General features: G+C 67.7%; 21 protein-coding genes. 16 read left to right on the top strand and 5 right to left on the bottom strand.

Going from position 1 to position 26641, the window contains the following annotated elements:
* The first annotated feature begins 106 nt into the window (after positions 1-106).
* The 11 genes from HNP55_RS15795 to HNP55_RS15845 all read left to right on the top strand — a co-directional run bounded on the left by HNP55_RS15795 (position 107) and on the right by HNP55_RS15845 (position 13786).
* Complete coding sequence (locus HNP55_RS15795) at positions 107-2263, top strand: TonB-dependent receptor (RefSeq protein ID WP_184301327.1); 2157 nt, start codon at positions 107-109, stop codon at positions 2261-2263.
* Positions 2264-2271: 8 nt separating this feature from the next.
* Positions 2272-3348, top strand: a complete 1077-nt coding sequence (locus HNP55_RS15800) for a PepSY-associated TM helix domain-containing protein (RefSeq protein ID WP_184301329.1) — start codon at positions 2272-2274, stop codon at positions 3346-3348.
* Between the two features lie 122 nt (positions 3349-3470).
* Positions 3471-3716: a DUF3079 domain-containing protein gene (locus HNP55_RS15805; RefSeq protein WP_184301332.1), complete on the top strand. Its 246-nt coding sequence runs from the start codon at positions 3471-3473 to the stop codon at positions 3714-3716.
* A 150-nt stretch (positions 3717-3866) separates the two neighbouring features.
* Positions 3867-6041 carry a putative bifunctional diguanylate cyclase/phosphodiesterase gene (locus HNP55_RS15810; protein WP_184301334.1) on the top strand — a complete coding sequence of 725 codons (2175 nt, stop codon included), beginning with the start codon at positions 3867-3869 and terminating at the stop codon, positions 6039-6041.
* A gap of 203 nt (positions 6042-6244) precedes the next feature.
* Positions 6245-8638 carry a catecholate siderophore receptor Fiu gene (locus HNP55_RS15815; RefSeq protein WP_184301336.1) on the top strand — a complete coding sequence of 798 codons (2394 nt, stop codon included), beginning with the start codon at positions 6245-6247 and terminating at the stop codon, positions 8636-8638.
* A 65-nt stretch (positions 8639-8703) separates the two neighbouring features.
* Complete coding sequence (locus tag HNP55_RS15820) at positions 8704-9387, top strand: Fe2+-dependent dioxygenase (RefSeq protein ID WP_184301338.1); 684 nt, start codon at positions 8704-8706, stop codon at positions 9385-9387.
* Positions 9372-10010, top strand: coding sequence for a PepSY-associated TM helix domain-containing protein (locus HNP55_RS15825; protein ID WP_184301340.1), 639 nt, complete (start codon positions 9372-9374; stop codon positions 10008-10010). The genes HNP55_RS15820 and HNP55_RS15825 overlap by 16 nt, the downstream gene beginning before the upstream one ends.
* Positions 10011-10034: 24 nt before the next feature.
* Entirely contained in the window at positions 10035-10547 is a 513-nt protein-coding gene (locus tag HNP55_RS15830; RefSeq protein ID WP_184301343.1) for a DUF2271 domain-containing protein, read from the top strand.
* A 14-nt stretch (positions 10548-10561) separates the two neighbouring features.
* Complete coding sequence (locus HNP55_RS15835) at positions 10562-11374, top strand: DUF4198 domain-containing protein (RefSeq protein ID WP_184301345.1); 813 nt, start codon at positions 10562-10564, stop codon at positions 11372-11374.
* Positions 11375-11376: 2 nt separating this feature from the next.
* Complete coding sequence (locus HNP55_RS15840; RefSeq protein WP_184301347.1) at positions 11377-12420, top strand: FAD:protein FMN transferase; 1044 nt, start codon at positions 11377-11379, stop codon at positions 12418-12420.
* Positions 12421-12424: 4 nt separating this feature from the next.
* Entirely contained in the window at positions 12425-13786 is a 1362-nt protein-coding gene (locus HNP55_RS15845) for a sulfite reductase subunit alpha (RefSeq protein ID WP_184301349.1), read from the top strand.
* 76 nt (positions 13787-13862) lie between these two features.
* On the opposite strand, the gene HNP55_RS15850 is transcribed toward HNP55_RS15845, so the two are convergent.
* Together HNP55_RS15850 and HNP55_RS15855 are read right to left on the bottom strand one after the other, a co-directional pair.
* Complete coding sequence (locus tag HNP55_RS15850; protein WP_184301352.1) at positions 13863-14888, bottom strand: sulfate ABC transporter substrate-binding protein; 1026 nt, start codon at positions 14886-14888, stop codon at positions 13863-13865.
* Between the two features lie 156 nt (positions 14889-15044).
* On the bottom strand, positions 15045-17780 hold the full coding sequence (locus HNP55_RS15855) for a TonB-dependent receptor plug domain-containing protein (RefSeq protein ID WP_184301355.1): 2736 nt from the start codon (positions 17778-17780) through the stop codon (positions 15045-15047).
* Positions 17781-17989: 209 nt separating this feature from the next.
* Between HNP55_RS15855 and HNP55_RS15860 the strand changes: the two genes are divergently transcribed.
* The 4 genes from HNP55_RS15860 (at position 17990) to HNP55_RS15875 (ending at position 22124) form a co-directional block, all read left to right on the top strand.
* Positions 17990-18976 (top strand): tetratricopeptide repeat protein, encoded by a 987-nt coding sequence (locus tag HNP55_RS15860; RefSeq protein WP_184301358.1) that lies wholly within the window; start codon positions 17990-17992, stop codon positions 18974-18976.
* 203 nt (positions 18977-19179) lie between these two features.
* On the top strand, positions 19180-19710 hold the full coding sequence (locus tag HNP55_RS15865) for a hypothetical protein (RefSeq protein ID WP_184301361.1): 531 nt from the start codon (positions 19180-19182) through the stop codon (positions 19708-19710).
* An 84-nt stretch (positions 19711-19794) separates the two neighbouring features.
* On the top strand, positions 19795-20379 hold the full coding sequence (locus tag HNP55_RS15870; protein WP_184301364.1) for a nitroreductase family protein: 585 nt from the start codon (positions 19795-19797) through the stop codon (positions 20377-20379).
* Complete coding sequence (locus tag HNP55_RS15875) at positions 20379-22124, top strand: M14 family zinc carboxypeptidase (RefSeq protein WP_184301367.1); 1746 nt, start codon at positions 20379-20381, stop codon at positions 22122-22124. Before HNP55_RS15870 ends, HNP55_RS15875 begins: the two co-directional genes overlap by 1 nt.
* A 60-nt stretch (positions 22125-22184) precedes the next feature.
* Here HNP55_RS15875 and HNP55_RS15880 read toward each other — a convergent pair whose 3' ends face one another.
* On the bottom strand, positions 22185-22562 hold the full coding sequence (locus HNP55_RS15880; protein WP_184301370.1) for a hypothetical protein: 378 nt from the start codon (positions 22560-22562) through the stop codon (positions 22185-22187).
* Between the two features lie 33 nt (positions 22563-22595).
* On the bottom strand, positions 22596-24185 hold the full coding sequence (locus HNP55_RS15885) for an ABC transporter substrate-binding protein (RefSeq protein ID WP_184301372.1): 1590 nt from the start codon (positions 24183-24185) through the stop codon (positions 22596-22598).
* Between the two features lie 417 nt (positions 24186-24602).
* On the opposite strand from HNP55_RS15885, the gene HNP55_RS15890 reads away from it, so the two are divergent.
* Complete coding sequence (locus tag HNP55_RS15890; protein ID WP_184301375.1) at positions 24603-24839, top strand: hypothetical protein; 237 nt, start codon at positions 24603-24605, stop codon at positions 24837-24839.
* Here the strand turns inward: HNP55_RS15890 and HNP55_RS15895 are convergent.
* Positions 24836-26641: a TRAP transporter large permease subunit gene (locus tag HNP55_RS15895; protein ID WP_348648716.1), complete on the bottom strand. Its 1806-nt coding sequence runs from the start codon at positions 26639-26641 to the stop codon at positions 24836-24838. The genes HNP55_RS15890 and HNP55_RS15895 overlap by 4 nt on opposite strands.

Genomic DNA, 26641 nt, shown 5'->3' on the forward strand with positions numbered 1-26641 from the left:
CAATAAAACATGCCTGGCCAGGACCGCTGCGCTGAGTTTTGTGAGCCGTTTCCATGATCTCAGAGTCATATAATGCGAATTATTCGCATTTATGATTTTGAGAAAAATGTCGCACACTGCTCCTGGTCCGCGCTTCAAGTCCCATCCCGTCTCGATCGCATCGCTTGCCCTGCTGACATCGATCACCGCCACCGCCCAGAATGCTCCGCCGGCCGAGGATCCGGCCGCACTCCAGCGTGTCGTCGTCACCGCGACGCGGGGCAATAAGGCCGTCGAGAAGATCCCGGGTGCCGTCACGGTCATCACCAAGCAGGAGCTCCAGGCCCAGACCCTGGTCGCCGAAGACCTGAGCCAGGTTCTGGCCGTGCTCGCACCTTCCTACGCGCCCTCGCGCCAGAAGCTGACGAGCTTCGGCGAATCGATGCGGGGCCGCACGGCCCTGCTGCTGTTTGACGGCGTGCCGCAAAGCAACCCCTTGCGCAATGGCGCGCGTGAAGGCTATTTCGCCGATCCCTCGCTGATCGAGCGCATCGAGGTGATCAGCGGCGCCTCGGCCGTGCAAGGCCTGGGTGCCACCGGCGGCATCATCAACTTCATCTCGCGCACGCCGCGTGAGGTGGGCACGCACCATCGTGTCGAACTCAAATACGGCAGCCAAGGCCATGGCGGCGACGCGCTGTGGAAGGCCGGCTACACGCTGGAGCACAAGGGCGATTTCGATGCCTTGCTGCATCTGGGCGGTACTGTGCGCGGCGTTGGCGTTGATGGCAGCGGCCAGCGGCTGGGCCTGGAGGCGATCCAGGGCGATACGCAGGATTCGCGTGCCGGTGATGTTTTCCTCAAGCTCGGCCGCGATTTCGGCGCGCAGCGCCTGCAGTTCTCGCTGAACAAGTTCCGCATCGAGGGCGAGGGGGACTGGATGCCGGTCGCGGGCGACCGCAAGACCGGCCTGCCGACCGGGGCTGCACCGGGTACGCCGCCGGGCCAGCCACCGCGCAACGAGGTGCGCACGCTCTCGCTCGACTGGACCCATGCCGATCTCGCCGGCGGCCAGGCGCGTGCCCAGGTTTACAAGCAGGACTTCAGCGCGCTGTATGGGGCGACCGCCGCGACGACCTTCCAGGACGTTCGGCTGGCGCCGCAGGGCAAGCTGTTCGACCAGTCCGAGGTCGTGGCCGACAAGGCCGGTGTCAAGCTGAGCTGGGTGCGGCCCGATCTGTTCACCGAGGGGCTGGAGCTGACGACCGGCCTGGACTGGCTCAGCGACACCTCGCAGCAGCGCCTCGCGCTGAGCGATCGCAGCTGGGTGCCGCCCTTGAAGTTCCGCAGCACGGCGCCGTTCGCGCAGCTCGAGTATGAAATGGGCGCCTTCACGGTGCGCGGCGGCGCCCGCTTTGAGAGCGCCACGCTGGCCGTCGACAACTACCAGACCCTGGCCTTCTACAAGAACACGGCCGTGCAGGGCGGCCAGCGCAGCTTCGACCAATGGGTCAAGAGCCTGGGCATGGTCTGGCGCTTGGGCGGCGGCTGGTCGAGCTTTGTGTCCTATAACGAGGGCTTCGGCCTGCCGGACGTCGGCCTGGTGCTGCGCGCGGTCAGCACGCCCAATCAGTCGGTCGACAAGCTGATCTCGCTGGAGCCCGTCATCACCGACAACCGCGAGATTGGCCTGGCCTGGCGCGGCACGCTCGGCAGTTTCTCGGCCTCGGTCTATCGCTCGCATTCCGATCTGGGCTCGCAGATCCGCGTCGATGCGGCGACCGGCGTCGGCTCGGTGCTGCGCGTGCCGGTCGATGTCGAGGGCTTCGAGTTCAGCGGCGAGCTGAAGCCGGCGCGCGACTGGACGCTGTCGGCCAGCTATGCGCGCACGCGCGGCACGACGGCCGCGCAGGCCGGTGCACCGCTCGACGTTACGCTCGGCGCGCGTTCGCAAGGGCCCGACAAGCTGGTGCTGGCCGCCACCTGGCAGTTCGCCGCCACCGGTCAGGCCAGGCTGCAGGCCACAAGGCTGCAGTCGCGCGACATCAATGTGGGCCGCACGGTCGGCACGGCCAAGCTCGAGGAGCATTTCGAGGGCTATACCCTGGCCGACTTCAGCGCGAGCTATGGCACACGCTGGGGCGAGTTCGGCCTTGGCGTCGAGAATCTGTTGAACCGTCAGTACATCGGCTATTACGCGCAGTCCAACCCGGCCGGCAGCAATGACGATCTGTTCGCCGGCCGCGGCCGTACGCTGACCTTGAGCTGGCGCCGCAGTTTCTGAGGATCGCCATGGGCAGCAGACTTCGCCGCGGATGGTTGCGGCTGCACCGCTGGCTGGCGCTCACGCTGGGCCTGCCGCTGGCCGTGGTGGCCTTGCTCGGTGCGGTGTTGCTGGTGCTGAAACCGATCGATCACTGGCGCCACGCCGAGCTCTTCAGCGTTGCGCCGGGCCCGGCCGCCAGCGATCTGCTTGAGCGGGTGCGGCAGCGGCTCGGTGCCGAGTTCGGTCCGGGTGCCGCGCTGACCTTCAGGCTGCCGCGCCTGGCCGACGAAAGCCTGCGCGTCGCGGTGCGCGGCCCCTGGGATGGCACCATTTATCTCGACCCCCGCGATGCAAGCGAACTCGGGCGGCGCGGTGAACATGAGGGCGCGTTCAACCTGCTGTTCGAGATCCACAGCGCCTTGCTGCTGAACGAGACGGGCAAGCCGCTGCTGGCGCTGCTGGCACTCGCCTACCTCGTGCTGCTGATCGGCGGCCTGGTGCTTTGGTGGCCCAAGCGCTGGCGCCGGGCCCTGGTGCTGACGCTGGATCGCGGCGCGCTGCGTGCGCTGTTCGATCTGCACCGCGGCGGCGGCGCCCTGCTTGGCCTGCTGATCGGCGTGCCGGTGCTGAGCGGCGCCTATATGGCCTGGCGCCCCTTGTCGCAGGCCGTCACCACGCTGTCGGGCCAGCCAAGCACGGCGCCGCCGCGGCTGCCTGGCCTGGCGGCGGATGTGCAGGGCCCGCCGCTGGAGCTGGACGCCATGGTCAAGCTCGCGCGCGCAGGCTTCGCGGGCGCGCCGGTCGGCTATGTGCAACTGCCGGCCCACCCGGGCAAGCCGATCCGCGTGCGCCTGCGCCTGGCCGACGACCCTCATCCGAACGGTCTGAGCTCGGTATGGCTCCACCCGCACAGCGGCAGGGTGCTGGCCGCGCATCGCTGGAGCGAGCTCGATCCCGGCGCCCGTGCCTATAGCGTGATCTACCCGCTGCACACCGGCGAATTGGGCGGCCTTGGGACGACCGTGCTGAACGGCCTGCTCGGGCTGGCGCTGGCCGGGCTGGGCGGCAGCGGGATTTACCTGTGGTGGAAGCGCCGCGGCTGATCGGCTCCGCGGTGCAAGGGCTTTGTCCGGCGTCAAAGGCCGCGGCTTCATCCGCCGTCACACTGGCGGTGCGCGCTCGGGGCCAATCCTCGCCCAGGGCTGGCGAAATTCGGTGTGCCGAGATGCTCGCAGTCAAACGTTTCCCCCTCAACCCCGCACGCCCCGAGCGCAATTGCTGGGGCTGCGACAGGTATTGCGCCTCGAATGCCATGGCCTGTGGCAATGGCTCGGATCGCACCCAGCATCCGGCCGAATTGTTTGGTCCCGACTGGAATGAATGGCAGCCTCCCTCGGCCATGCCGGCGGCCGAGAGCGACGCCCTGACCGCCTCCAGGTTCGATAGCCCGGGGCTTGCCGAGGCCGGCTGAGGGCGATTGACCCTGGGCCTGCAGGGCTGCCTCGCCCTGGTCACAATGCGGGGCCGTAGCCGTCCTGCCATCGGCATCGCAGAGTGCAAAGCAGGCGGCGCTTGTCCACCCTGCGTCGGCCCGGCGACGTGAACTCCCTTCGCGACTTCCATGGCTTTTTTGACGGCACGTTATTCACCCGAGCTGGTGACCGCCTCCTTATTGATTGCCAGCCTGGCTTCTTATGTGACCCTGGATCTGGCCAAGCGTGTGCGCTCGGTCGACGCCACCGCCGCCCGTACCTGGTGGCTGGGCGGTTCGGTGGCCATGGGCACAGGCATCTGGTCCATGCATTTCGTTGGCATGTTTGCCTACACCCTGCCGATCGAGCTGGGCTACCGGGGCTTGCAGACCCTGCTGTCCTGGTTGGCCGCCGTGCTGGTCTCGGCCGTCGCCCTGGGCCTGGCCAGCCGTGGCCGGCTCAGCCTGGGCCGCCTGGCCGCCGGGGCTTTGAGCATGGGCCTGGGCATCTGTGCCATGCATTACATCGGCATGGCGGCCCTGGACCTGTCCCCCGGCATTGTCTGGAACTGGCACTGGGTCGGGATCTCGGCCCTGATCGCCGTCGGTGCTTCGGCCGTGGCCTTGCTGATCTTTTTCTGGCTGCGCCAGGTCAGCAGCCGGCGCAGCGGGCTCTACCAAGGCCTGGCCGCCGTCGTGATGGGTCTGGCCATCAGCGGCATGCACTACTCGGGCATGGCGGCCGCCCAGTTCCCCGAGGGCACGGTCTGCCTCAGCGCCGATGAATTGCGGGGCGATGAACTCGGCGGCCTGGTGATGGCCGCAACCCTGCTGATGCTGGGCCTGACCCTGTTCACCTCGACCCTGGATGCGCGCGCGCAGAGCAAGGCGGTGCGCCTGAGCACCTCCTTGCAGGACGCCAACAAGCAGTTGCAATCGGCCAATGCCGAGCTGCGCCGGCGCGCTTTTCTGGACCCGCTGACCGATCTGCCCAACCGCCTGCTGTTTGAAGACAGGTTGCAACATGCCTTGAACCGCAGCGGGCGTGAGGAGCAGCGCGCCGGCCCGCCCAATCGCATGGACCGGGTGGCCGTGCTGTGCATCGATCTGGACGGCTTCAAGCCGGTCAACGATTCCTTTGGTCATGCGGCCGGCGACGAGGTCTTGCGCCAGGTGGCGCAGCGCCTGGCGGCCACGGCGCGCGAGCGCGACACGGTGGCGCGCATCGGCGGCGACGAGTTCGTGCTGCTGATGGAGGACGTGCCCAGCATGGCCGATTGCGCGGCCCTGGCCCTGCGCTTGCTGGCGGCCCTGGCCGAACCTATCGTGGTGCAGGGCCAGCCGCTGCAGATCTCGGGCTCGGTGGGCATTGCGGTCTTTCCCGACCATGGCGAGGCCCATAAGCTGATGGTGCAGGCCGATGCCGCCATGTACTCGGCCAAGCGCGCGGGTGGCAATACCTATGCGGTGTTCGAGTCGCATATGGACGCCAATGCCCAGGAGCAGCTGAGCCTGCAACTGGCCTTGCGCCAGGCCATCGCGGGCGATGCGAGCGAGCAACTGGCGCTTTACTACCAGCCCAAGTTCGATGCCGCGCGCGGCCAGATCCGCGGCGCCGAGGCCTTGCTGCGCTGGCGCCACCCGGAGCGCGGCATGGTGGCGCCGGATGTGTTCATTCCCATCGCCGAGCGTTTCGGCCTGATCAATGAGCTGGGCAATTGGGTGATCGACGAGTCCTGCCGCCAGTTGCAGGCCTGGGAGTCGCAAGGCCTGCACATGCGCCTGTCCATCAATCTCTCGGTGCACCAGCTGCGCCAGCCTGATCTGGTGCAGCGCATAGGCCGGGCCTTGCAAAGCCATGGCATCGCGCCGGATCGCCTGCTGTGCGAGATCACCGAGTCGGTGGCGATGGAGGACATCAAGACCACGCAGCGGGCGTTCGAAGGCCTCGGTCGCCTGGGCGTCTTTTTGTCCATCGACGACTTCGGCACCGGCTATTCCAGCCTGAGCTATCTGCGCCAGCTGCCGGCCCGCCAGCTCAAGATCGACCGCAGCTTCATCCAGGACCTGGAACTGAGCCTGGATGCCCGGGCGGTGGTGGACGGCGTCATCAAGCTGGCCCATGCCCTGGGTCTCAATGTGGTGGCCGAGGGCGTGGAAACCGAGGCCCAGCGCGACATCCTGGTCGGCCTCAGCTGCAATGAGTTGCAGGGTTATTTATTCGCCAAGCCCATGCCCGCCGACGATTTGTCGGATTGGGCGCGCGGCCAGGGGCCGGTCGGCGGGGCCGAGTTCTCGCCCTCGATCTACGAGGGCCGGATTTGATCTAGGGCCCATTGCCGTAGCGCTAACAGGCCCCAGGGTCGGGTGAGTGGCCAAGGCGTTGGAAAAAAACATCAAATTCCAGGCTTTGCGGATATTCAATAATGAGAACCATTATCATTCGCGCTCCATAAGCTGCCAAGGTCGTCCCCAGGCGTGAGCTTTGTTTCGCTCATATGGCTTGAACAAATCCCCTGGAGAAAACCGTGTCCTTTATCAAGAGCCGCAAGCATGCGGCAGCCCAAACTCGTTCCACCGCCAGCGCCGCCACGGCTCTGGGCAGCCTGCTGGCGCTGAGCCTGCCCATGGCCGCCCTGGCCCAGCAAGAGGCCGCGCCCAAGGCCGCCGAGGCCTTGCCCGTGGTGAAGGCCAAGGCCAGCGCCGTGCAGGACAACGCCTTCAAGGCCGAGACCCTGTCCAGCCCCAAGTTCGTCAAGCCCTTGGTGGACACGCCCCAGACCATCACCGTGATCAACAAGGAGTTGATCCAGCAGCAGGCCACCACCACGCTCAGCGAGGCCATGCGCAACACCCCCGGCGTGACCTTCACCCTGGGTGAGAACGGCAATACCTCCACCGGCGACACGATTTATATGCGCGGCTTCGATGCCAGCACCAGCATCTTTGTGGACGGTGTGCGCGATCTGGGTGGCATCACCCGCGACACCTTCAACACCGAGGCGGTGGAAGTGGTGAAGGGCCCGTCCGGCGCCGACAACGGCCGCGGCAACCCCAATGGCTATGTGAACCTGGCCAGCAAGAAGGCCCAGCTGCGCAATTTCTCCGACGCCAGCCTGCTGGTGGCCAGCGCCAGCCGCGTGCGCGCCAGCGTTGACCTGAACCAGAAGCTGGACATCGGCCTGCCCGGCGCCGCCCTGCGTTTCAACGCCTTCACCGACCGCGGCGACGTGGTGGGCCGCGACGTGGTGAACAACAGGCGCTGGGGTATCGCCCCCACGCTGACCCTGGGCCTGGGCACGGCCACCCGCGCCACCCTGAGCTACCAGCACGTCGAGCAGGACAGCCTGCCCGACGGCGGCTTGCCCGCCATCGGCCGCATGGGCTGGAACAGCTATCCCGTCTACGCCACGGTGGCCGATGCCAGCGCCAATCCCGCCAAAAACCCGGTGCTGGTGAGCAATATCCGGCCCGTGGACACCAGCCGTTTCTACGGCAGCAAGACGGACTACGACCGCGTGCAGGCCGATATGTTCAGCGTCTTCCTGGAGCATGATTTCGCGCCCGGCATCACTGTGCGCAACACCAGCCGCTTCGGCCTGAACCGCCAGCAACTGGAGAACAGCAATGTGGTGATCGGCACCGGCACCTCGGCCATCGTTGGCGACGCCAGCAAGCCCGAGACCTGGACCGTGCGCCGCAACCGCTTCGGCAAGGACCAGCGCAACCAGATCCTCGTCAACCAGACCAATCTGAGCGCCGCCTTCGGCCTGTTCGGCCTGCGCCACAGCCTCAGCACCGGCCTGGAGCTGGCGCATGAGGAGCAGGACAACCGTGCCTTCACGCATACCGCCGCCGATCAGCAGCGCGCCAATCTGTATGCGCCAAGCACGGGCGACAAGTTCGCCGCCATCACCGCCACCGGTGCCAGCACCAGCGGCAACACCACGACGGCGGCGGTCTATGCCTTCGACACCATCGACATCAACAAGAGCCTGCAGCTCAGCGCCGGCCTGCGCTACGAGCGCTACCGCACCGAAGCCACCAGCATCCCGGTGACGGCCGTGCCGCCCGCCACGCAGGCGGTGGCCACCCTGCTGAGCAAGTCCGACAGCCTGCTCAGCGGCAAGCTGGGCCTGCTCTACAAGCCCACCGAGGCCGGCAGCGTCTACATCTCCTACGCCACCTCGCAAAAGCCGCCGGGCAGCGACAACTTCGTCCTCAACGCTGGCGCCCCCGGCAGCAATGGCGCACTCAATATCAACAGCAGCAGCCTGGACCCGCAGCAAGCCCAGACGATGGAACTGGGCACCAAGTGGCAGTTGTTCGACAACCAGATGCTGGTCAGCGCCGCCGTCTTCAACTCGGTCAACAAGAACGAGCTGGCGCGCCAGGACCCCAGCACCGGTGAGGTGACCCAGTACGGCAAGAAGACCGTCAAGGGTCTGGAGCTGGCCGCCGCCGGTGCCATCAGCAACGATCTGCAGCTCAATGCCGGCCTGCTGTGGATGGACAGCGAGTTCACCCAGGCCGCCTTCGTGGCCCCTGGTGGCGTGGACAGCCAGACCGGTGCCAGCCTGGTCTTCTCGCCCCGCCTGAGCTTCAGCTCCTGGATCAATTACAAGCTGAGCGAAGGTCCGCTCAAGGGCTTGGGTCTGGGCTTCGGTGCCCGCTACATCGCCAGCCAGACCACCCAGGTCAATAACGGCGCCGTGGCCTACACCGGCGGCATGCCCGAGCTGCCCAGCTACTGGGTGATGGACGCGATGGCCTCGTACGAGATCAACAAGAACGTCGGCCTGCAGTTCAATGCCAACAATCTGGCGGACCAGTTCTACATCGCCAGCTCCAACGGCAAGGGCGGCCGCTACACCGTGGGCCAGGGTCGCAATCTGAGCCTGTCTTTGAACCTGAAGTTCTAATTTTCAATACCCACTGACCTAGAGAAGCCCCGGCCCCGCTCGCAAGACCGGGGCCTTCCATCATCATGTTGCTCCATGTACCGGGCATCCTCAGCCCCGATGAGGTCCAGACCTTCCGCCAGCGCCTGCAAGACGAGGGCGAATGGGGCGATGGCCGTGCCACCGTGGGCTCGCAAGGCGCCCAGGTCAAGCGCAACCGCCAGCTGCGGCCCGACTCGCCGCTGTCCGCGGAGCTGGGCGCGCTGATCCAGCAAAAGCTGCGTGCCAACCCCCTGTTCTTCTCCGCCGCCCTGCCGCTGCGCATCCTGCCGCCCTTGTTCAACTGCTATGCCGGTGGCGAGCATTACGGCCTGCATGTGGACGGCGCGGTGATGAGCCAGCGCGGCAGCGAGCAGCCGCTGCGCAGCGACGTCTCCAGCACGCTCTTTCTGTGCGAGCCCGAGGACTACGAGGGCGGCGAGCTGGTGGTCAAGGACACCTATGGCGAGCACGAGGTCAAGCTGCCCGCCGGCGACCTCGTGCTCTACCCCTCTTCCAGCCTGCACCAGGTCATGCCGGTGACGGCGGGTGTGCGCGTCTGCGCCTTCTTCTGGAGCCAGAGCATGGTGCGCGACGACGGCCGCCGCGCCATGTTGTTCGAGCTGGACCAGACCATCCAGCGCCTGCGCGCCAGCCTGGGCGAGACGCCCGACACCGTGGCCCTGGCCGGCCACTACCACAACCTCCTGCGCCAATGGGCGGAGCTCTGAGCCCGGCCGAGGCCGCGCTCAAGCGCTCGGCCTGGCTCAAGACCCTGCTGCAATGGCATTGGATCAGCTCGGCCATCTGCCTGGTGGCCCTGGTCTTGTTCAGCCTCACCGGCATCACGCTCAATAACGCCGGCCTGTTCGAGTCCAAGGCCAAGGTCCAGCGCCTCGATGCCCAGCTGCCCGAGCGCCTGCGCGCCCAGCTGCAGGCCGCCGGCCCCGCAGGCCCACCCAGCCTGCCCGCCGAGGTGGCGGCTTGGCTGGAAGACCTCTGGGCCCTGGAACTGGCCGGCCGCGTGGTGGAGTGGTCCGGCGACGAAGCCTATCTGGCCATGCCCCGGCCCGGTGGCGACGCCTGGCTGCGCATCGACCTGGCCAGCGGCGCCGCCGAGGCCGAGCTGAGCGACCGTGGCTGGGTGGCGTATTTCAACGACCTGCACAAGGGCCGCCATGCCGGCCGCGTGTGGAGCTGGTTCCTGGACCTCTTTGCCGGCGCCTGCCTGCTGTTTGCGCTGACCGGTTTGTGGATCCTGAAGCTGCATGCCCTCAAGCGCCCCAGCACCTGGCCCATGGTGGCCCTGGGCCTGCTGCTGCCTTTGCTGCTGCTTCTTTTGTTTGTGCACTGATTTGTTTGTGAGGAATTGATTGCCGTGAAAGTGACTCATTACGCCATCACCCTGGCCGGCCTCGGCCTGGCTCTGCCCGCCTGTGCCGCCGAAGTCCAGCTCAGCCTGGAGCTGCCCCGCCTGGACGTGGCCGAATATCACAAGCCCTATGTGGCCGTCTGGCTGGAGCGCGCCGGCGCTCCGGCCACCAGCCTGGCCGTCTGGTACGACCTGAAAAAGCCCAACCAGGGCGGCGCCAAATGGCTGGCCGATATGCGCCAGTGGTGGCGCAAGAGCGGCCGCGACCTGACGCTGCCCATCGACGGCGTCAGCGGCGCCACCCGCGCCCCCGGCGAGCACAAGCTGAAGTTGGGCGACCACAAGGCACTGGCCGGCCTGGCCCCGGGCAAGTACGAGCTGGTGGTGGAAGCGGCGCGCGAAGGCGGTGGCCGCGAGGTCCAGCGCCTGCCCCTGCAATGGCCCATCAGCCAGGCCGCCCAGGCCGGCGCGCAAGGCGAGCATGAGCTGGGCCGTTTGAATCTGGCCGTCAAACCTTGAACTGGAGTATTGAGATGAAAGCCTTGAAAATCTCCCTGCTGTCCCTGGCCTTGCTGAGCCTGGCGCCCAGCGCCCAAGCCCATCGCAGCTGGCTGCTGCCCAATCTGGGCCATGTGACCGGCAAGGAAGTCTGGGTGTCGGTGGACGCCGCGGTTTCCGAAGACCTGTTCGAGTTCGGCAACGCCCTGGCCGTGGACGCCCTGAGCATCCAGGGCCCCGACGGCAAGCCCTTGAGCGCCGAGCCGCGCATCGCCGCCCGCCACCGCAATAGCTTCGAGGTCAAGCTGGTGGCGCCCGGCAGCTACCGCTTCAGTGCCACGCAAGACTCGGTGATGGCCAGTTACAAGCAGGGCAGCGAGAGCAAGCGCTGGCGCGGCAGCCTGGCCGAGCTGGCCAAGAACGTGCCGGCCGATGCGGCCGAGCTGAAGGTCACGCAGATGCTGACCCGCCTGGATACCTTCGTCAGCAAGGACCGCGCCGGCCAGCCCAATTTCAGCGTCCAAGGCCAGGGCCTGGAGTTGCAAGCCCTGGGCCCGGTCACCGAGCTCAGCGACGGCGATGAAACCCGTGTGCGCCTGCTGCTGGACGGCAAGCCCCTGCCCGAGGCCAGCGTGACGCTGATCCGCGACGGCAACAAGTACCGCTACAAAATGGGCGAGCAAACGCTCAAGAGCGATGCCCAGGGCGAGCTGACCCTACGCTGGGCGGAGGCCGGCCGCTACTGGCTGGGCTTCAATCACAGCGTGGGCGCGGCCGGCGGCGGCTCGCTGGAGCAGCCACTCAAGCGCTACCGCTACAGCGCCACCTTCGAAGTGCTGCCCAAGTAAGCATGGGCGAAGTGCTGGACCGGCAGGTCTTCGTCCCCGCCCAGCTGCAGGCGCTCGCGCCGCCCCAGCCGGGCGAGCGCGTGCACGAGCTGGCCGGCCAGAGCATGGGCACCAGCTGGTGCGTCAAGTTCGTCGCACCGGCCGAGCTGCGGGCGGCCGTGATCCTGCGCGGCATCGAGGCCCAGCTGCAGCAGGTCGTGGGGCAGATGAGCCCCTGGGAAGCGGCCGCCGATGTCCAGCGTTATGCCCAGGCACCGGCGCAGAGCTGGGTGCCGCTGCCGCAGGCCTGCTTCTCGGTGCTGAGCTGCGCCCTGGCCGTGGCCGAGGCCAGCGGCGGCGCCTTCGACCCCACGGCCGCGCCCCTGGTGCAGGCCTGGGGTTTTGGCCCGGCGGCCAGGCTGGACCAGCGCCCCGCGGCGCAAGCCCTGGCCCGGCTGAACCTGGGCTACCAGCGCATCCAGCTGGACGCCGCCCGCCGCCTTGCCTGGCAGCCCGGCGGCCTGGCCCTGGACTTCTGCGGCGTGGCCAAGGGCTTTGCCGTCGACCTGGTGGCCGCCTATCTGCGCGCCTGCGGCCTGCCGCACTTCCTGGTGGAAATCGGCGGCGAGCTGCGCGGCGAGGGCCTGCGCCCGGACGGCCAGCCCTGGTGGGTGGCGCTGGAGCAGCCGCCCGATCTGAGTGGCAATCCTGACTGCCCCCAGGGCCGGGCTGTGCCCAGCCCGGCGCTTGCTTGCGAAGCCTTGCTGGCCCTGCACGGCCTGGCCGTGGCCACATCGGGCGACTACCGCAACTGCTACTGGCTGGACGGCCAGCCGCTCTCCCACACCCTGGACCCGCGCAGCCGCCAGCCCATCGCCCATGGCCTGGCGGCCGTCAGCGTGCTGCACGAGAGCTGTATGTGGGCCGATGCCTGGGCCACCGCCCTGATGGTGCTGGGCCTCGACGCCGGCATGGCCTTGGCCCGTCAGCAAGGCCTGGCCGTGCGCTTTGTGCCGCGCGGGCAGGCCGCGCAGCTGAGTCCGGCCCTGCTGGCCTTGTTGGACTGAAACCATGGCCATCACCCCTCAAACCCTGCTGACCTCGGCCGCCTTGGTCGGCGCCTACGGTGGCCTTTGCTGGACCATGTGGCGCCGTCACCGCCGCCTGCATGGCGCTAAACCCGCAGCGCCCGGCCAGACCCTGTTGCTGCATGCCAGCCAGACCGGCCTGGCCCTGGACCTGGCCCAGCAAAGCGCGGCCGCGCTGCAGGCCGCCGGCCTGCCCGTGCAATTGCTCAGCCTGGGCGAGCTGAGCATCGAGTGTTTGCGCCAGGCCCGCCAGGCCTTGTTCCTGGTCAGCACGGCGGGCGAGGGCGCGGCGCCCGATCTGGCCAGCGCCTTTGTGCGCGGCCCCATGCAAACCCAGCCCGATCTGGCCGGCCTCAGCTACGGCCTGCTGGCCCTGGGTGATCGCAGTTATGCCGATTTCTGCGCTTTTGGCCGCCGGCTCGATGGCTGGTTGCAGGGCTGCGGAGCGAACGCGCTGTTCGAGCGCATCGAGATGGACCGCGGCGCGCCCGCCGCGCTGGCGGCCTGGCGCGAGCGCCTGGGCGACTTGGGGGCCGATGCCGCGCCGGCCTTCGAGCAGCCGCTCTGGCAGGACTGGGTTTTGCAGGAGCGTGAACTGCTCAACCCCGGCAGCCTGGGTGCGCCCTTGTACCGCCTGCGCTTTGTGCCGCCCCAGGGCCGGGCCTTGCCGGACTGGCAGGCCGGCGATCTGGTGCAGGTGCAGGCTCCGGGCGAGCCCTCGGCCTTGCGCGACTACTCGATTGCCAGCCTGCCCAGCTGCGGCGGCCTGGAGCTGCTGGTGCGCCGCCAGCTGCGCGCCGACGGCAGCCCCGGCCTGTGCTCGGGCTGGTTGTGCGAGCGCTTGAGGCCGGGCGAGGGCCTGCGCATGCGCTGCCGCGAGCACCCCAGCTTCCGCCTGAGTGAGGAGGACGCCGAACGCCCGCTGATCCTGATCGGCAGCGGCAGCGGCCTGGCCGGCCTGCGCGCCCATCTGCGCAGCCGCGACCGCCAGGGCGCCTGCGCCGGGCGCAAGGCCTGGCTGATCTATGGCGAGCGCCAGTCGGAGGTGGATCGGCCCTGCTTCGACGAGCTGGCCGCCTGGCAGGACAGCGGCCTGCTCCACCATCTGGACCTGGTCTACTCGCGCGACCCGGTGGCCGAGCAGGTGCCGCGTTATGTTCAGCAACAGCTGCTGGCCCAGGGCCAGCGCCTGCGCGACTGGGTGGCCGGCGGCGCGGCCGTGCTCATCTGCGGCAGCCTGCAAGGCATGGCCGAGGGCGTGGACCGGGCCCTGCGCGAGCTGCTCGGCGACGAAGGGGTGGAGCAGCTGCTGGGCAGCGGACGGCTGCGGCGCGACGTGTATTGAGGCTTGGCGGATCGACCGCCAAGCACATCGCCAACGCGGGCCGGCTTGGGGCGGCCCGGCGCTCGGCCCGAAATCGTCAACGCCCGCCCGGCGTGTATATCTGGTCGAACAGGCCGCCGTCGTCGAAGTGCTGCTTTTGCGCCGTGCGCCAGCCGCCGAACAACTCGTCGATGGTGAAGAGCTTGAGCGGCGCGAACTGCTTGCTGTACTTGGCCGCCACCTTGGCGTCGCGCGGGCGGTAGAAATGCTTGGCGGCAATCTCCTGGCCCTCGGGGCTGTAGAGATGGTTCAGATAGGCCTCGGCCTGCTTGCGGGTGCCGCGCTTGTCCACATTCTTGTCCACCATGGCCACCGGCGGCTCGGCCAGGATAGAGAGGCTGGGGGTGACGATCTCGAACTTGCTGGCGCCCAGCTCCTTGACGGCCAGATAGGCCTCGTTCTCCCAGGTGATCAGTACATCGCCGATGCCGCGCTCGACAAAGCTGGTGGTGGAGCCGCGGGCGCCGGAGTCCAGCACCTTGGCATTGGCGTAAACGGTCTTGACGAAGGCCTTGGCCGAGTCGGTGTTGCCGCCGGGCTGCTTGAGGGCGAAGCCCCAGGCGGCCAGATAGTTCCAGCGCGCGCCGCCCGAGGTCTTGGGATTGGGCGTGACCACGTCCACACCGGGGCGGGCCAGGTCGGGCCAGTTGCGGATGTTCTTGGGGTTGCCCTTGCGCACCAGGAAGACGATGGTGGAGGTGTAGGGGCTGGCGTTCTGCGGCAGGCGCTTTTGCCAGTCCGCCGGCAGCAGCTTGGCCTGGGTCTGCAGGGCGTCGACGTCGTAGGCCAGGGCCAGCGTGACGATATCGGCCTGCAGGCCGTCGATCACCGAGCGGGCCTGCTTGCCCGAGCCGCCATGCGATTGCTTGATCGTGACGGTCTCGCCGGTCTTGGCCTTCCAGCTCTTGGCGAAGGCGGTATTGAATTCCTGGTAGAGCTCGCGCGTCGGGTCGTAGGAGACATTGAGCAGATTGACCTGGGCCTGGGCCAGGCCGGCGCTGCCCAGCAGGGCGGCGGCGATGGCGAGGGTGGAGAAGCCACGGCGGGAGAAGAGGGTGCGCATAGATCTGTTTGTCTGGGTGTTGTGGGCTTAGGGGTTTAGGGCCACTGTAGAAAAATCACCCGCCACCGGGAAACAAGAATTTCTGCTTTGCTTTGCACGGGTGGCGGGTGTTTGGGGGGCTCAGCCACAAGCCCCTTCCGAGCCTTGTGCGCGGGCTCAGTCGCCGAAGCGGTGCGTCAGCTCCAGCCAGGCCTGCCGGCCATAAGGCAGGTAGTAACTGGTTTTCCGGGCGCCCGTGTTGCGGTCGTAGCGGATGTCGCCGAGCAGGTTGTTGATGCTCAGGCCGATGCGGGTGGCGCGGCTCAGCTCGACGCCGGTGCTGAGATTGAAATGCCAGAAGGGGCCGAACCAGTCGCTGTCGTTGCTGGGGCTGGAGACCCGGCCATTGCGCTGCGCCGCCAGCGTGTGGGACCAGGCACCCAGCTTCCAGTTGACCGAGGCGTTGAGACGGTTGCTCCAGCCCTCGTAGTCGTGGCTGCCGATCTGGTTGATGCTGGGGTCGCCCGGATTGGCCTGGTAGACATAGCTGAGCACGCGGCTGAACTTGGCCCTCAGGCCGAGCTGGCCCCAGCGCTCGCTGCGGTAGTTGTAGCTGCCGCTCAGGTCAAAGCCATGGGTGCGGGTGTCGGCGATATTGACCGGGTTGGTGATGATCTCGGTGACGGCATTGGGCCTGACGGCGGCGTCCGGGGCATTGCGCTTGACGCGTTGCAGCGCGTCCACGCACAGCGGCGAGCCGATGTCCTTCTTGCCCTGGCGGCAGGCCGACTCGTTGCGCAGGATCTGGTCGGCCGAGAGGTCGTCGATCTGGTCGCTGATGGCCAGTTTCCAGAAATCGAGCGACAGATCCAGCTCGCGGCTGGGCGCCCACACCAGGCCCAGGTTCCAGGACTTGCCCTTCTCGGCCTTCAGGTTCTTGCTGGCATAGCTGGCGTAGTTGAAGCCCGGGGCGAGATCGGCGAACTCGCATTTGCTGTCGAACTCCAGGCCTTGCTGGGCGCAGCGGTAATAGTCCGTCGAAGCGGGGTAATAGCCCTTGCTGACCTCGGAGTAGATGTAGTTCAGGTCGGGCGCGCGGAAGCTGGTGGCGTACTGGCCGCGCAGCAGCAAGCTGGCGCTGGGGCGCGCTTCCAGGCCCAGCTTGACGCTGGTGTTGCTATCGCTGCGCTGGCTGAATTTGTAGTGGTCGTAGCGGGCGGCGGCGGTGCTGGTCAGCCAGCGGGTCAGCGGTGCGCTCAGCTCCGCCCCCAGGGCCGCGCGCTTGCGGTCGCCGCCCACATCGGGCGTGGGGGTGTCGCTGTAGAAGTAGTTCTGGCCCAGGCGCGGGTCGGCCTGGTTGAGGTAGCCCTGGCGGCCCAGCTCGGCCACGAAGGCGCTCTTCAGGCTGCCGCCGGGCAGGGGCAGCAGCTCGCCGTTCAGCTGGACCGTGAGGTTGTGGCTGTACGAGCTGTTGTGGCGTTTGGAGCTGCCGACAAAGCTGTTGAACTCATCGGCCGTCAGGGCCCGGTACAGGCGCTGGGTGTCGGGGGCGTACTGCGCCACGCCCTTGCCATCGACGCCCAGGCGCTCGCCCAGGAAGAAGCTGTCGGCCTGGGCCAGAAAGGTCGGTGTCGCGGTATTGGAGACATAACGCGAGCTGTTGACGGCGGCCTCGTAGTTCCAGTTCGGGCCGATCTCGCCGCGGGCACCCAGGGCCAGGTTGTAGGAGCGGTCGTACCAGTTGCGGTTGTAGCGCTCGGCGCCGCCGATTTCCTCGGGCGAGATGCGGCGCGACCAGGTTTCCAGCGCGCCGCTATTGGCGTTGCGGAAATAGCCTTTCTGGCCCACGCGGCTCTCCGACGTCCAGTTCGGGCCGCGGGTGTTCTGGAAGGTCTGGGTCTGGCCCAGCAAGGCTTCGGCGACGAGGCTGTGACCCTCGCTCAGGTCCAAGCTGAGCACGGCCGAGGCATTGGCGCTGCGCTTGCCGGTCTGGTTGGTCCAGAAGGACGAGCGTGCGCGGCCGCTGCCGCAGTAGACGCCGTTCTTGCTCGTGAAGGCGCTGACCGAGCCCTGGAACAGGCCGCCCAGGTCTTGGCAGGCCTCGGCGGGCGGGGCGATCCATTTCTGCGTGCTGGCATTGCGGCGCCCGAACACGGGGGTGGGGTCGGCGCCAAAGGCGGTCGAGTCGTCAAAGGGCTTGCGCTGGTGGTCCCAGATCGGCTCGCGCCCCGACAGCTCCAGGCCGAACACCGCGTTCAGGCGCTGCGTGTTCAGCCCGCTGACGAATTGCAGGCGGGCGTTCTCGCCGCCGCCCAACTGGCTGCCGCCGGCGCGCAGGTTCAGGCTGTGGCCCTGCACATTCTTTTTCAGGATCACATTGACCACGCCGGCGATGGCGTCCGAGCCGTAGATGGCCGAGGCACCGCCGCTGAGCACGTCGATGCGCTCCACCATGGCGGAGGGGATGCTGGAGGTGTCGACAAAATTCACCTGGCCGCCGTAGGCGGTGGGGTAGTCGGCGATGCGGCGGCCGTTGAGCAGGAACAGGGTCCGGTTGGGCCCCAGGCCGCGCAGGCTGATGGCGTTGGCGGCGGGCTGCCAGGTGTTGCCGTAGTCCTCGCCCTGGGTGAAGCCGCTGTTCTCGGTCAGTGCTGCCAGGGCCTCGGCGACGTTGCGGTAGCCCAGGCGGTCCAGGTCGGCGGACTTGAGGATGGTGACGGCGCTGGGCCCCTCGGCCTGCAGGCGCGAGATGCGCGAACCCGTCACCAGCACCGGGGCGAGAGTTGCGGTCTTGGCCTGGGCGGCCGTGGCGGCCTCGCTGGCTTGGGCGTGGGCGGCGTGTTGCGGCAAGGCATGGGCGAGCAGCAAGGCCAGGGCCAAAGGCGCGGGCCTGCTCGGCAGCAGGTGGTACATGGTGAAGGAACTCCCTTGGAATAAACGGATCCCGGCGCGGGCCGCCGCGTTTGGATGCGCGGCGCTGCAGCCGTCGCAGCAATGCGGCCGGGTCGGCTCGCTGCTGTCTTGCTGCCAACTTTAGGCTCGTCCCCCAGGCCCGGTGAACCAAGAACTTCTGCAATGCTTTGCAAAACCGGCGCGTTGAATTTGGCGATTAGGGGCCTGGTTTGCCCGGGGGTAGCGCTCGCGCATGCCCCTGGGCAAGCGACGACCCCGACACCCGCCTGGGCCTGCTGCAGGTGCTGACCACCACCTACAACGCCCTGAACCGCTTTGACTACGCCCTGCCCCTGGCCGAGGAATGGGTGCAGCTGGCCAGCCAGCATCTGGGCCCCGATGCGCCGGCCACCTTGCTGGCGCGGCTGGAGCAGGGCCATGGCCTGCAGATCAACGGCATGGAGGGCCGCGCCATCGCCGTGCTGGAGCCGCTGCGCCAACCCTTGCGTCGCCAGTTCGGCGAACGCTCCGCCCCTTACCGCGATGCCTTGATGATGTTGGCCGCCTGCTATATGCACAGCCAGCGTCTGCCCGAGGCCGAGCAGGCCCTGGCCCAGGCCTGGGCCTTGACGCAAAAACTGGGGCCGCTGAGCGCGCTGGACCGGGCCGACTACCTCAACAATCTGCAGGTGCTGCGCAGCAAGCAGGGGCGGCAGCGCGAGGCGCTGAAGATCCTGCGCGAGTCCCAGCCCTTCTGGCAGAGCCGCGAGCCGGCCCATGCCATGCAGATCCTGGTGATGCGGCGCAACTTCCTCAACCACCAGATCGGCCTGGCGGAGTTCGACGACATCGAGGCGCGCAGCCGCCAGCTGCTGCGCGATATGGACCGGGTGCTGGGCCCGGGCAGCGATCTGGCCCTGCTGCAATACGCCATGCTGGCGCGTTATTTCAGCCACACCGGCCAGTACGCGGCGGCCGCGGCCGAGTACGCGGCCTTGCTGGCCCAGGCCCAGGCGCAGGGCATCGCCCCGCATTCCGAGGTCTTGCTGCGCCTGCGCGCCGAAGCGCTGCTGGTGCGCAGCCGCGCCCGGCTGGACGCCGAACGCCCGCGCTGGCGCGGCGAGGCCAGGCAGTTGCTGGCCGATATCGAGGCCAGCGGCCCCCTGGTCAAGGGCAATGCCTTGAACCTAGATTCGGCAGTTGACCGCTCGCTCTGACCTGGAAACATCGATGCCTACTGTGTTCTCGTCCGTTAACGGCGATCACCCTTGGGGTGACAGCGCTACACGCCCGCCTGTCTCGCCAAACGGCACGCTGGCTGCGTTGCTCCTCCTTGTGGGCAGTAGCCCACTGCGTCGTCGCGTCTTGCCATCGCACCGCCTGGCGAGCCCTTCGGGCGCGTCCAACTGCCGAATCTAGGTTGAATGCGCTGCAGCTGCTGGCCGATCTGGCCCTGGTGCATGAGGACGCCGGCCTGGCCGCCGAATGGCTGGCCCGCGTCCTGCAGGTCCATGGCGAGGCCGCGCCCGGCAGCCGCCTGGCCCAGCTGCAAGGCCAGCTGGCCCGCCTGCAAGACGATGGGCCGCGCAGCCAAAGCCTGTTGCAAGGCCGGGCCGATTACTTCAAACAGCTCGACGAGGCCGCCACCGACTACGCCTGGTCGGCCCAGCTGGACCTGGCCTACAGCCAGGTCTTGATGGGCGAGACGGCGGCCGCCCAGGCCAGCTTGGGGCTGGCCGAACAGCGCCGCCCCAAGGCCATGCCCGATGGCCACCCGCTGGACGCCTTGACGGCTCTTTTACGTGCCCGCTTGCAGGCCAAGCGCGCCGACGATCCCGCCGTGCTCGCCGCCTGGGCCGCGCTGCGGCGCGCGCAAGGCCGCAGCGTGGCCGGGCCGCCGGCGCTGGCCCCCCAGGCGCCCAGCGCCTCCCTGGGGGGATTGTTTTTCTGAGCGCGGGGCGTCTTTGTCACAATGCTTCGGCGCCGATCCAGTTCGGCCGCCCACCTCCTTCTTCGTCGTCAACAGGAAGCCGTTATGAGCCGTCAGACCGAATACCCCATCCATCCCCAGTTCACCGCCCGCTGGAGCCCGCGCGCCCTGAGCGGCGAGGCGATTGAGCCGGCCGTGCTGATGAGCTTCTTCGAGGCGGCCCGCTGGGCGCCCTCGGCCTCCAATGTCCAGCCCTGGCGCTTTGTCTACGGCCTCAAGGGCACGCCGGGTTTCGAGGCCATCTTTGCCAGCCTGGTGGACTTCAACAAGGGCTGGGCCAAGAACGCCTCGGCCCTGGTGGCGGTGATCTCGGCCAAGACCTGGCTGCCCCACGGCACGAGCGAGGCCCTCCCCTTCGTGACCCATGCTTTTGACGCCGGCACCGCCTGGGGCCATCTGGCCCTGCAAGCGCATGCCGCCGGCTGGGTCACCCATGCCATGGGCGGTTTTGACGCCGATGTGCTGCGCCAAGGCCTGGCCGTGCCCGAGGACTTCCATCTCAATTGCGTGGTGGCGATCGGCAAGCAGGGTGACAAGAGCCAGCTGCCCGAGGCCTTGCAGGCGCGTGAGCAACCCAGCCCGCGCAAGCCCCTGGCCGAGATCGTGGCCGAAGGCCGCTTCAGCTTCTGATGCAGGGGCTTGTTCTGCTCGACCAGAGCCTGCCGCGCAGCCTCGACGTACTGCTGGACTGGGCCCGTCAGGCGCGGCCCAGCCGCCTGCAAGCCTGGGTGTTCGAGGGCCAGGCCGCCCGCCGCGCGGCCGAGCAGGCCTTGGCGGCCCTGGGCATCGGCGCGCAGATCCGCAGCGCCTACAAGCCCATACTGCACGCCTTTCTGGAGGAGCTGGGTCTGGAGCGCGCGGGCGAGCTGCAGCTGCACCTACCCACCCCCCTGGCCCAGCGCCTGCGCATGGAGACCTACCCACTGGCCGGGCTCTTGCGCGGGGCGAGGCTGAGCTTTGTCGAAGACCCCGACCTGGCGCCCGACGAGGTGTGGCCGCGCTGGGATGGGCAAGACCTGCCCCCCATCTTTGTGCCCCTGCAAGCCAGCGCCGCCGGGGCTTCCGCCACGGCCTGGTTGCGGGCCTGGCAGGGCGATGAATTGCTGACCGATGGCCCGCTGCCAGGCGACGACTACCAGGCCGCGGCCGAGGCCGTGTTCGCCGCCGTGGCCGCGCATGACTGGGGGGCGAGCGAGCCCTTCTTCGAGCGCCTCTTGATCGACATCGAGATCGGCGGCATCGAGCAAGACCTGGACTTTGGCGACGAGCTGATGAGCACGCGCGAGGCCTTGCACGAGGAGCTGTACTTCGGCCTGCTGGAGTTCTTCCAGCAACGCTCGGGCCGGCCCGCGGGCGACCGCCTGCTGCGGCCGGGCCAGATCGTGCCCATGATCCATGCGGCCGAGGCGGGGCCGACCCGGGTGCGCGTGCAGATCGCACCCCATCCCGTCCTGGTCCAGCTGCCGCCCCAGGCCGACGCGGCCTTGCTGCAAGGCCTGGCCGACTGCGCGGCCCCGCTGACGCCCGAGCAAAGCTGGGCCGCGCTGGAGGCCCTGGCCCAGCAGACCGCTGAGGTTGAGCGTTTTGGCCTGCGCTCGGTGCAAGGCCGGCCCGTGCCCGGCCTCTACCGCCGCGGCAGCAGGCCCGGCGTGGTGATCAGCGCCGGCCAGCATGCCAATGAATGTTCGGGCGTGGTCGGTGCCCTGCGTGGAGCGGCGCAGTTATTGCAGCAGCACGCCGACGCCCATCTGGCCCTGCTGCCGCTGGAGAACCCCGACGGCGCGGCCCTGCACCAGGCCTTGTGCCGGCAGCAGCCCCAGCATATGCACCACGCGGCCCGCTTCACGGCCCTGGGGGACGATCTGGAGGTCCGCCAGCCGCCCGCCCCCTTGTTTGAAAAAGCCGCCCGGCTGGAGGCCATTGCGCGCTGCGCGGCCGGCCTGCACCTCAGCCTGCACGGCTACCCCGCGCATGAGTGGACGCGGCCGCTGTCCGGTTATCTGCCGCCGGGCTATGCCAGCTGGGCCATCCCGCGTGGCTTCTTCCTGATCCTGCGCCACCACCCCGGCCGCGAGCCCTGGCCATTTCTGCAGGCCTTGACGGCCGGCCTGGCCGAGGACCAGCGCCTGGTCGATTTCAACGCCCGCCAGTACCGGCTGTGGCAGGCGCATTGGGGCGAGCTGCCCATGAGGGTGCTGAACGGCATCGGCTGCATGGTCATGGAAGACAGCCGCTCCGCTGTGCCCTATACCTTGATCAGCGAGTACCCGGACGAGACGGTCTACGGCGAGGTTTTTCAACTGGCCCACCAGACCCAGATGCGGGCGGTTCTGTTGGCTTGTGAGCTGTATTGGCGGGGGGTGTTGGCTGTGTAGGGCGGGTCAAGACCCGCCTTGGGCCTTGTTGAATGAAGATGTGGCGGGTCTTGGCCCGCCCTACGGGCCAATCTTGGGCCCCATCCAAATCACCCAAAGCACAAACACGCCAGCGCCGAGAAACAGCGCGCAGCAAGCCAGGTTGGCACACCACAGCGCAAACCAGCCGCCCTGGACGCGAAAGCGCGCGCGCATGGCGGGCAGGCAGAGCAGGGCGGTGCTGGGCAGCAGCAGCAGGGCCGCGAAGCCCAGCAAGGGCAGGACGATGAAGACGAGGGCCAGCCCCAGGGCGGAGGCCGAGTAAGTGGCCATATCGGGCTGGATCTTCTGCAGCAGAAATGCGGCCCCGCCCAGCCCCGCCATCGCCAGCAGACTCCCCAGCACCTGCAGCAGGCGCAGGGTCCAGGTGAAGGGGGCGGGGTGGCTTGCTGTGCGCATGGAGCCGTGTTCCTGAGCTTTGCGGAGATTGCGCTATTTCACCACCACCCAGCGCCACTCCAACCAGTTGTCCGGCCGGTGCACCACCGTCACATGGTTGCGCGCCGCCCAGGGGATGAACTGGCGGTGCAGGGGGATGTAGTGGATCTGCTCGGCCTCGCGCTTGAAGATCTGGCGTATCAAGGCCTCGCGCTTGGCCGGGTCGGCCTCCTTGCTGCTGGCGGCCACCAGGGCGTCCAGCGTGTCGTCGCGGAAATTGCCGCGGTTGTACTCGCCCACCCCCTTCTCGCCGCGGTTGCGGTAGTGGGAGCTGAAGATGCTCTCCGGGTCGGTGATGGAGCCGCCCCAGCCGAATAGATAGGCATTGGTGTCCAGCTTCTCCAGCTTGTTGAAGATGATGGCCTTGGGCTGGGCATTGACCCGGGTCTTCAGGCCGATCTTGGCCCATTGCGAGGCCAGGGTGATGCAGATGCGCTCGTCGTTGACGTAGCGGTTATTGGTGCAGTCCAGCGTGAACTCAAAGCCGCCGGCATAGCCGGCCTCGGCCAGCAGCCTCTTGGCGGCGGCCGGGTCGTAGGGCAGGCGGGCCTCGATGGCCGGGTCGTTGAAGGCGCCCAGCGGCGAGGGCACGAGGGCGCCGGTGGGCGCCGACTGGCCGTTCATCAGCTTGCTCTTGATGGTCTCGATATCGATGGCCTGGTAGAGCGCGCGCCGCACCCGCACATCCTTGAAGGGGTTCTTGCCCTTGATATTGCTGCCCTGCAATTCACTGCGGCCCTGGTCCAGGCCCAGGAAGATGATGCGGTTCTCGGGGCCGTTGACGATCTTGACGCCGGGCGTGGCGGCGAGCTTGTCGATATCGCGCGGTGCCGGGTCCAGCACAAAGTCCAGCTCGCCCGAGACCAGGGCGGCGGTGCGGGTGGCATCGCTCTTGATGGGGGTGTAGACCACCTCTTGCAGATTGCCCTCGATCTGGCCCCAGTAATTGGGGTTGCGCTTGAACACGGTCTTGCTGTCCGGCGCGCGGCTCATCAGTTGGAAGGGCCCCGTGCCATTGGCGTTGAAGGCGGCATAACTCTCTTCCTTATTGGCAAAGTCCTGGGTCTTGGTCGCCTTATTGGCCTCGGCCCAGCCCTTGCTCATGATGTAGAGCGTGTTGAGATGCTGCAAGAAAATCGGGTTGACCTGGCTCAGCGTGAACTCCACCGTCAGCTTGTCCAGCGCGCGCGCACGGCCCAGGGCATTGGCGTAGACGGCGATCTGTGAGCTGGGCTGCTGGGCGCGCTCCAGCGAGAACACCACGTCCTCGGCGCTGAAGGGCCGGCCGTCATGGAACTTGACGCCGGGGCGCAGTTTGAAGGTCCATTTCAGCGGCCCGTTCTGCTTCCACTCGGTGGCCAGCAGAGGCACCAGATTGAGCTTTTTATCGCGCGCCACCAGGAACTCGTAGACCTGGGCATTGACCACATTGGTCAGGGTCTCGTTCTGGGCATAGGGGTCCAGGGTCAGCGGATCGCCGCTGGCGGCCCAGCGCAGGGTCTGGGCCGAGGCGGCGCCACCGGCCAAGAGCGTGAGGCAGGCCAGCAGGCGCAAGCGTTGCGGGTGCAAAAAATACTTCTTCATCAAATCTCCAACAAGGCCGGCAGCCTAGCTTCTGAGTGCCTCAGAGGGAAGGCAGGAATTTTGCTAAGCTTATTCCCTCGGCCGTGGCCAGATCGGTACAACAGGGTTCTAGGGGGCTTGGCAAGCATTTCTTGAATGGATATGCTGTACGAATAAACAGTGGTTATTTATACAGTTTCCTGCCCTTCTTTTTTTGCAGGACTGACGCAAAGCCGGTGCAGCAAGGCAGAGCGCCGAAGACAGTACAGCTGGTACGGCGAGGCGCTCGAACGCAGCTGCGACGGTTTTGCGTAAGTCCCATTTTTGAAAGCACGCTCATCATGCCTAGCTCCATCTACCGCCAGACCTACACCCCCGCGCCTGCAAGACATGTGCCGCTGTGGCTGTTGCGGGTGTGGCGCTGGCTGTGAGGCGGCCATGAGCTGGTTGTTCAGGCCCTGGCGCCGTGCCAGCGGCAGCTACCGTTTTCAGCTCGGGGTCCAGCAGGTGCTGGTGCAGCGGGTGGGCTCGCGCTGGCAGGCCGTGCTGCAGGGGCAAGACGGCCAACAACAGCCGGCCGACTTCAGCATCCCTGACTTCATCGCCGCCGATGAGCTGGGGCCTTTTCTGGCCGAGCTGCTGATGGAGCGGGCCAAGGCTTTGGAGCCGTCCTAGTTCTTGCCCAGCAATGCAGGCAGGCCGGTGGCCAGCATCGGCAGGGCTGCAATCAATAGCGTGCCGATGAAGATGGCCAGCAGGGCCGGCAAAACCGAGACCGCCACATGGCGCAGGGGCTTGCCGAACATGGCTGAGGCGAAGTAGATATTCATGCCGGCCGGTGGGCATAAAAAGCCCATCTCCATCGCGGCCAGAAAGATGATGCCGAAGTGCACCGGGTCTATGCCATAGCTCAGTGCCACCGGCAGCAGCAGGGGCACCAGCACCACCAGGGCGGCGTAGATTTCCATCAGGGCAGCGGCCAGGAATAGAAAGGCGCACAGGGCCAGCAGGAAGGCGAATTTGTTGGGGATGGCACCTTGCACCCACTCAATCGCCGCATCCGGGATGCCGGCATCGACCAGATAGTTGCTCAAGCCCAGCGCCATGCCCAGGATCAGCATCACGCCGCCGATGATTTGCGCGCAGTCCGACAAGATCGTTCCCAGCTTGCGCCAGCCCAGTTCGCGGTGTGCCAGGGTCTGGGTCAGCAGCGCGTAGACGGCCGTCAGGGCCGCGCTCTCGGTCGGCGTGGCCAGGCCGCTGATCAGCGAGCCCAGGGCCACCAGCGGGGCCAGTAACTCCCATTTGGCCGTCCACAAGGTCTTGCCCAGAGGCGGGCGGCTGCCGCTTGTGGGTGGCGTCAGTCCACCCCGCCGCAGATAGCCCCCGAACACCAGCAAGCAGATCACCATCACCACGGCCGGCAGCAGCCCGGCCAGAAACATGGTGTTGATGGGCACGCGGGCGATGATGGCGACCATGATCAGCGGCACCGAAGGCGCCAGCAAGACGCCCAGTGCGCTGGCGCTGGTCACCAGGCTGATGCCGCGCTGCTCCGGGAAGCCGGCCTTGCGCAGCAGGGGCAAAAGCAGGCCGCCCAGGGCCAGAATCGTCACCCCGCTGCCGCCGGTGAAGGCGGTGAACAGGGAGCAGAGCACGGCCGAGGCCGCCACCGTGCCGCCCACGCCCGCGCCGAACAGGGCCAGAAACACCTCACCCAGGCGCTGTGCCGCGCCGCTGCGCGCCAGCAGCAGGCCGGCCAGGGTGAACAGCGGCAGGGCGGGCAGGGAGGGGTTGACGGTGATCTGGTAATGCGAGAGCGGCACCGAGGCCAGGGGGGCGCCGTCCTGCCAGAACAAGGCCAGGGCCAGGCCGCCCAGCACGGCAAAGATCGGCGCGCCCAGCAAGAGCATGGCCAGCAGCCAGAGCGCGGCCGGCCACAGGGGCAAGACCTGGGCCTCGAAACTTCGTGCGAGTGCCATGCCCAGCAGCGGGAAGAGCAGGGCGACCGTCCATTTGAGCGCCTGGTTTGAAGCGGCAAAGCAACGCGCCCCCAGCTTCAGCCCCAGCAGGGCAAAGCCCAGCGGCATCACCAGCTGCAGCCACCAGGCCGGCATGCCGTAGGCCAGATCGTGGCTGACCTGCATCTCGCTGAGCACAAAGCGCCAGCTGGCCTCGGCCAGCATGCCGCAGACGATTGCCGCGCTGCCCTCGGCAAACAGGCGCCGGCCCGCATGGCCCGTGAGCTGATTGCCGCCGGCCAGCGTGCTCAAGTGCCCGTTGCGCTCGGCCGCCACCGCGCCCAGCATGGCCAGCACCAGGCCCAGATGCTGGACCAGCACCGGCGCGTTCGCTATGCCGCGGCCCAGCAGCGGCCGGGCCATGATCTCCAGCAAGGGGATCAAGGCCATCAGGCACAGGGCCAGGCCGGCCAGGGCCTCGTCAAAGCGCAGCAGTCGGCCCAAGAGCTTGCTCAC

Source organism: Roseateles oligotrophus (genome assembly GCF_014204525.1).
Classification (GTDB): domain Bacteria; phylum Pseudomonadota; class Gammaproteobacteria; order Burkholderiales; family Burkholderiaceae_C; genus Paucibacter_A; species Paucibacter_A oligotrophus_A.

Coding starts and splice junctions, on each gene's coding strand:
- HNP55_RS15800 (WP_184301329.1), top strand. CDS start 2,272: ATGGGCAGCAGACTTCGCCGCGGATGGTTGCGGCTGCACCGCTGGCTG.
- HNP55_RS15875 (WP_184301367.1), top strand. CDS start 20,379: ATGCAGGGGCTTGTTCTGCTCGACCAGAGCCTGCCGCGCAGCCTCGAC.
- HNP55_RS15810 (WP_184301334.1), top strand. CDS start 3,867: ATGGCTTTTTTGACGGCACGTTATTCACCCGAGCTGGTGACCGCCTCC.
- HNP55_RS15850 (WP_184301352.1), bottom strand. CDS start 14,888: ATGCGCACCCTCTTCTCCCGCCGTGGCTTCTCCACCCTCGCCATCGCC.
- HNP55_RS15820 (WP_184301338.1), top strand. CDS start 8,704: ATGTTGCTCCATGTACCGGGCATCCTCAGCCCCGATGAGGTCCAGACC.
- HNP55_RS15855 (WP_184301355.1), bottom strand. CDS start 17,780: ATGTACCACCTGCTGCCGAGCAGGCCCGCGCCTTTGGCCCTGGCCTTG.
- HNP55_RS15835 (WP_184301345.1), top strand. CDS start 10,562: ATGAAAGCCTTGAAAATCTCCCTGCTGTCCCTGGCCTTGCTGAGCCTG.
- HNP55_RS15885 (WP_184301372.1), bottom strand. CDS start 24,185: ATGAAGAAGTATTTTTTGCACCCGCAACGCTTGCGCCTGCTGGCCTGC.
- HNP55_RS15825 (WP_184301340.1), top strand. CDS start 9,372: ATGGGCGGAGCTCTGAGCCCGGCCGAGGCCGCGCTCAAGCGCTCGGCC.
- HNP55_RS15845 (WP_184301349.1), top strand. CDS start 12,425: ATGGCCATCACCCCTCAAACCCTGCTGACCTCGGCCGCCTTGGTCGGC.
- HNP55_RS15890 (WP_184301375.1), top strand. CDS start 24,603: ATGAGCTGGTTGTTCAGGCCCTGGCGCCGTGCCAGCGGCAGCTACCGT.
- HNP55_RS15870 (WP_184301364.1), top strand. CDS start 19,795: ATGAGCCGTCAGACCGAATACCCCATCCATCCCCAGTTCACCGCCCGC.
- HNP55_RS15880 (WP_184301370.1), bottom strand. CDS start 22,562: ATGCGCACAGCAAGCCACCCCGCCCCCTTCACCTGGACCCTGCGCCTG.
- HNP55_RS15840 (WP_184301347.1), top strand. CDS start 11,377: ATGGGCGAAGTGCTGGACCGGCAGGTCTTCGTCCCCGCCCAGCTGCAG.
- HNP55_RS15805 (WP_184301332.1), top strand. CDS start 3,471: ATGCTCGCAGTCAAACGTTTCCCCCTCAACCCCGCACGCCCCGAGCGC.
- HNP55_RS15795 (WP_184301327.1), top strand. CDS start 107: ATGTCGCACACTGCTCCTGGTCCGCGCTTCAAGTCCCATCCCGTCTCG.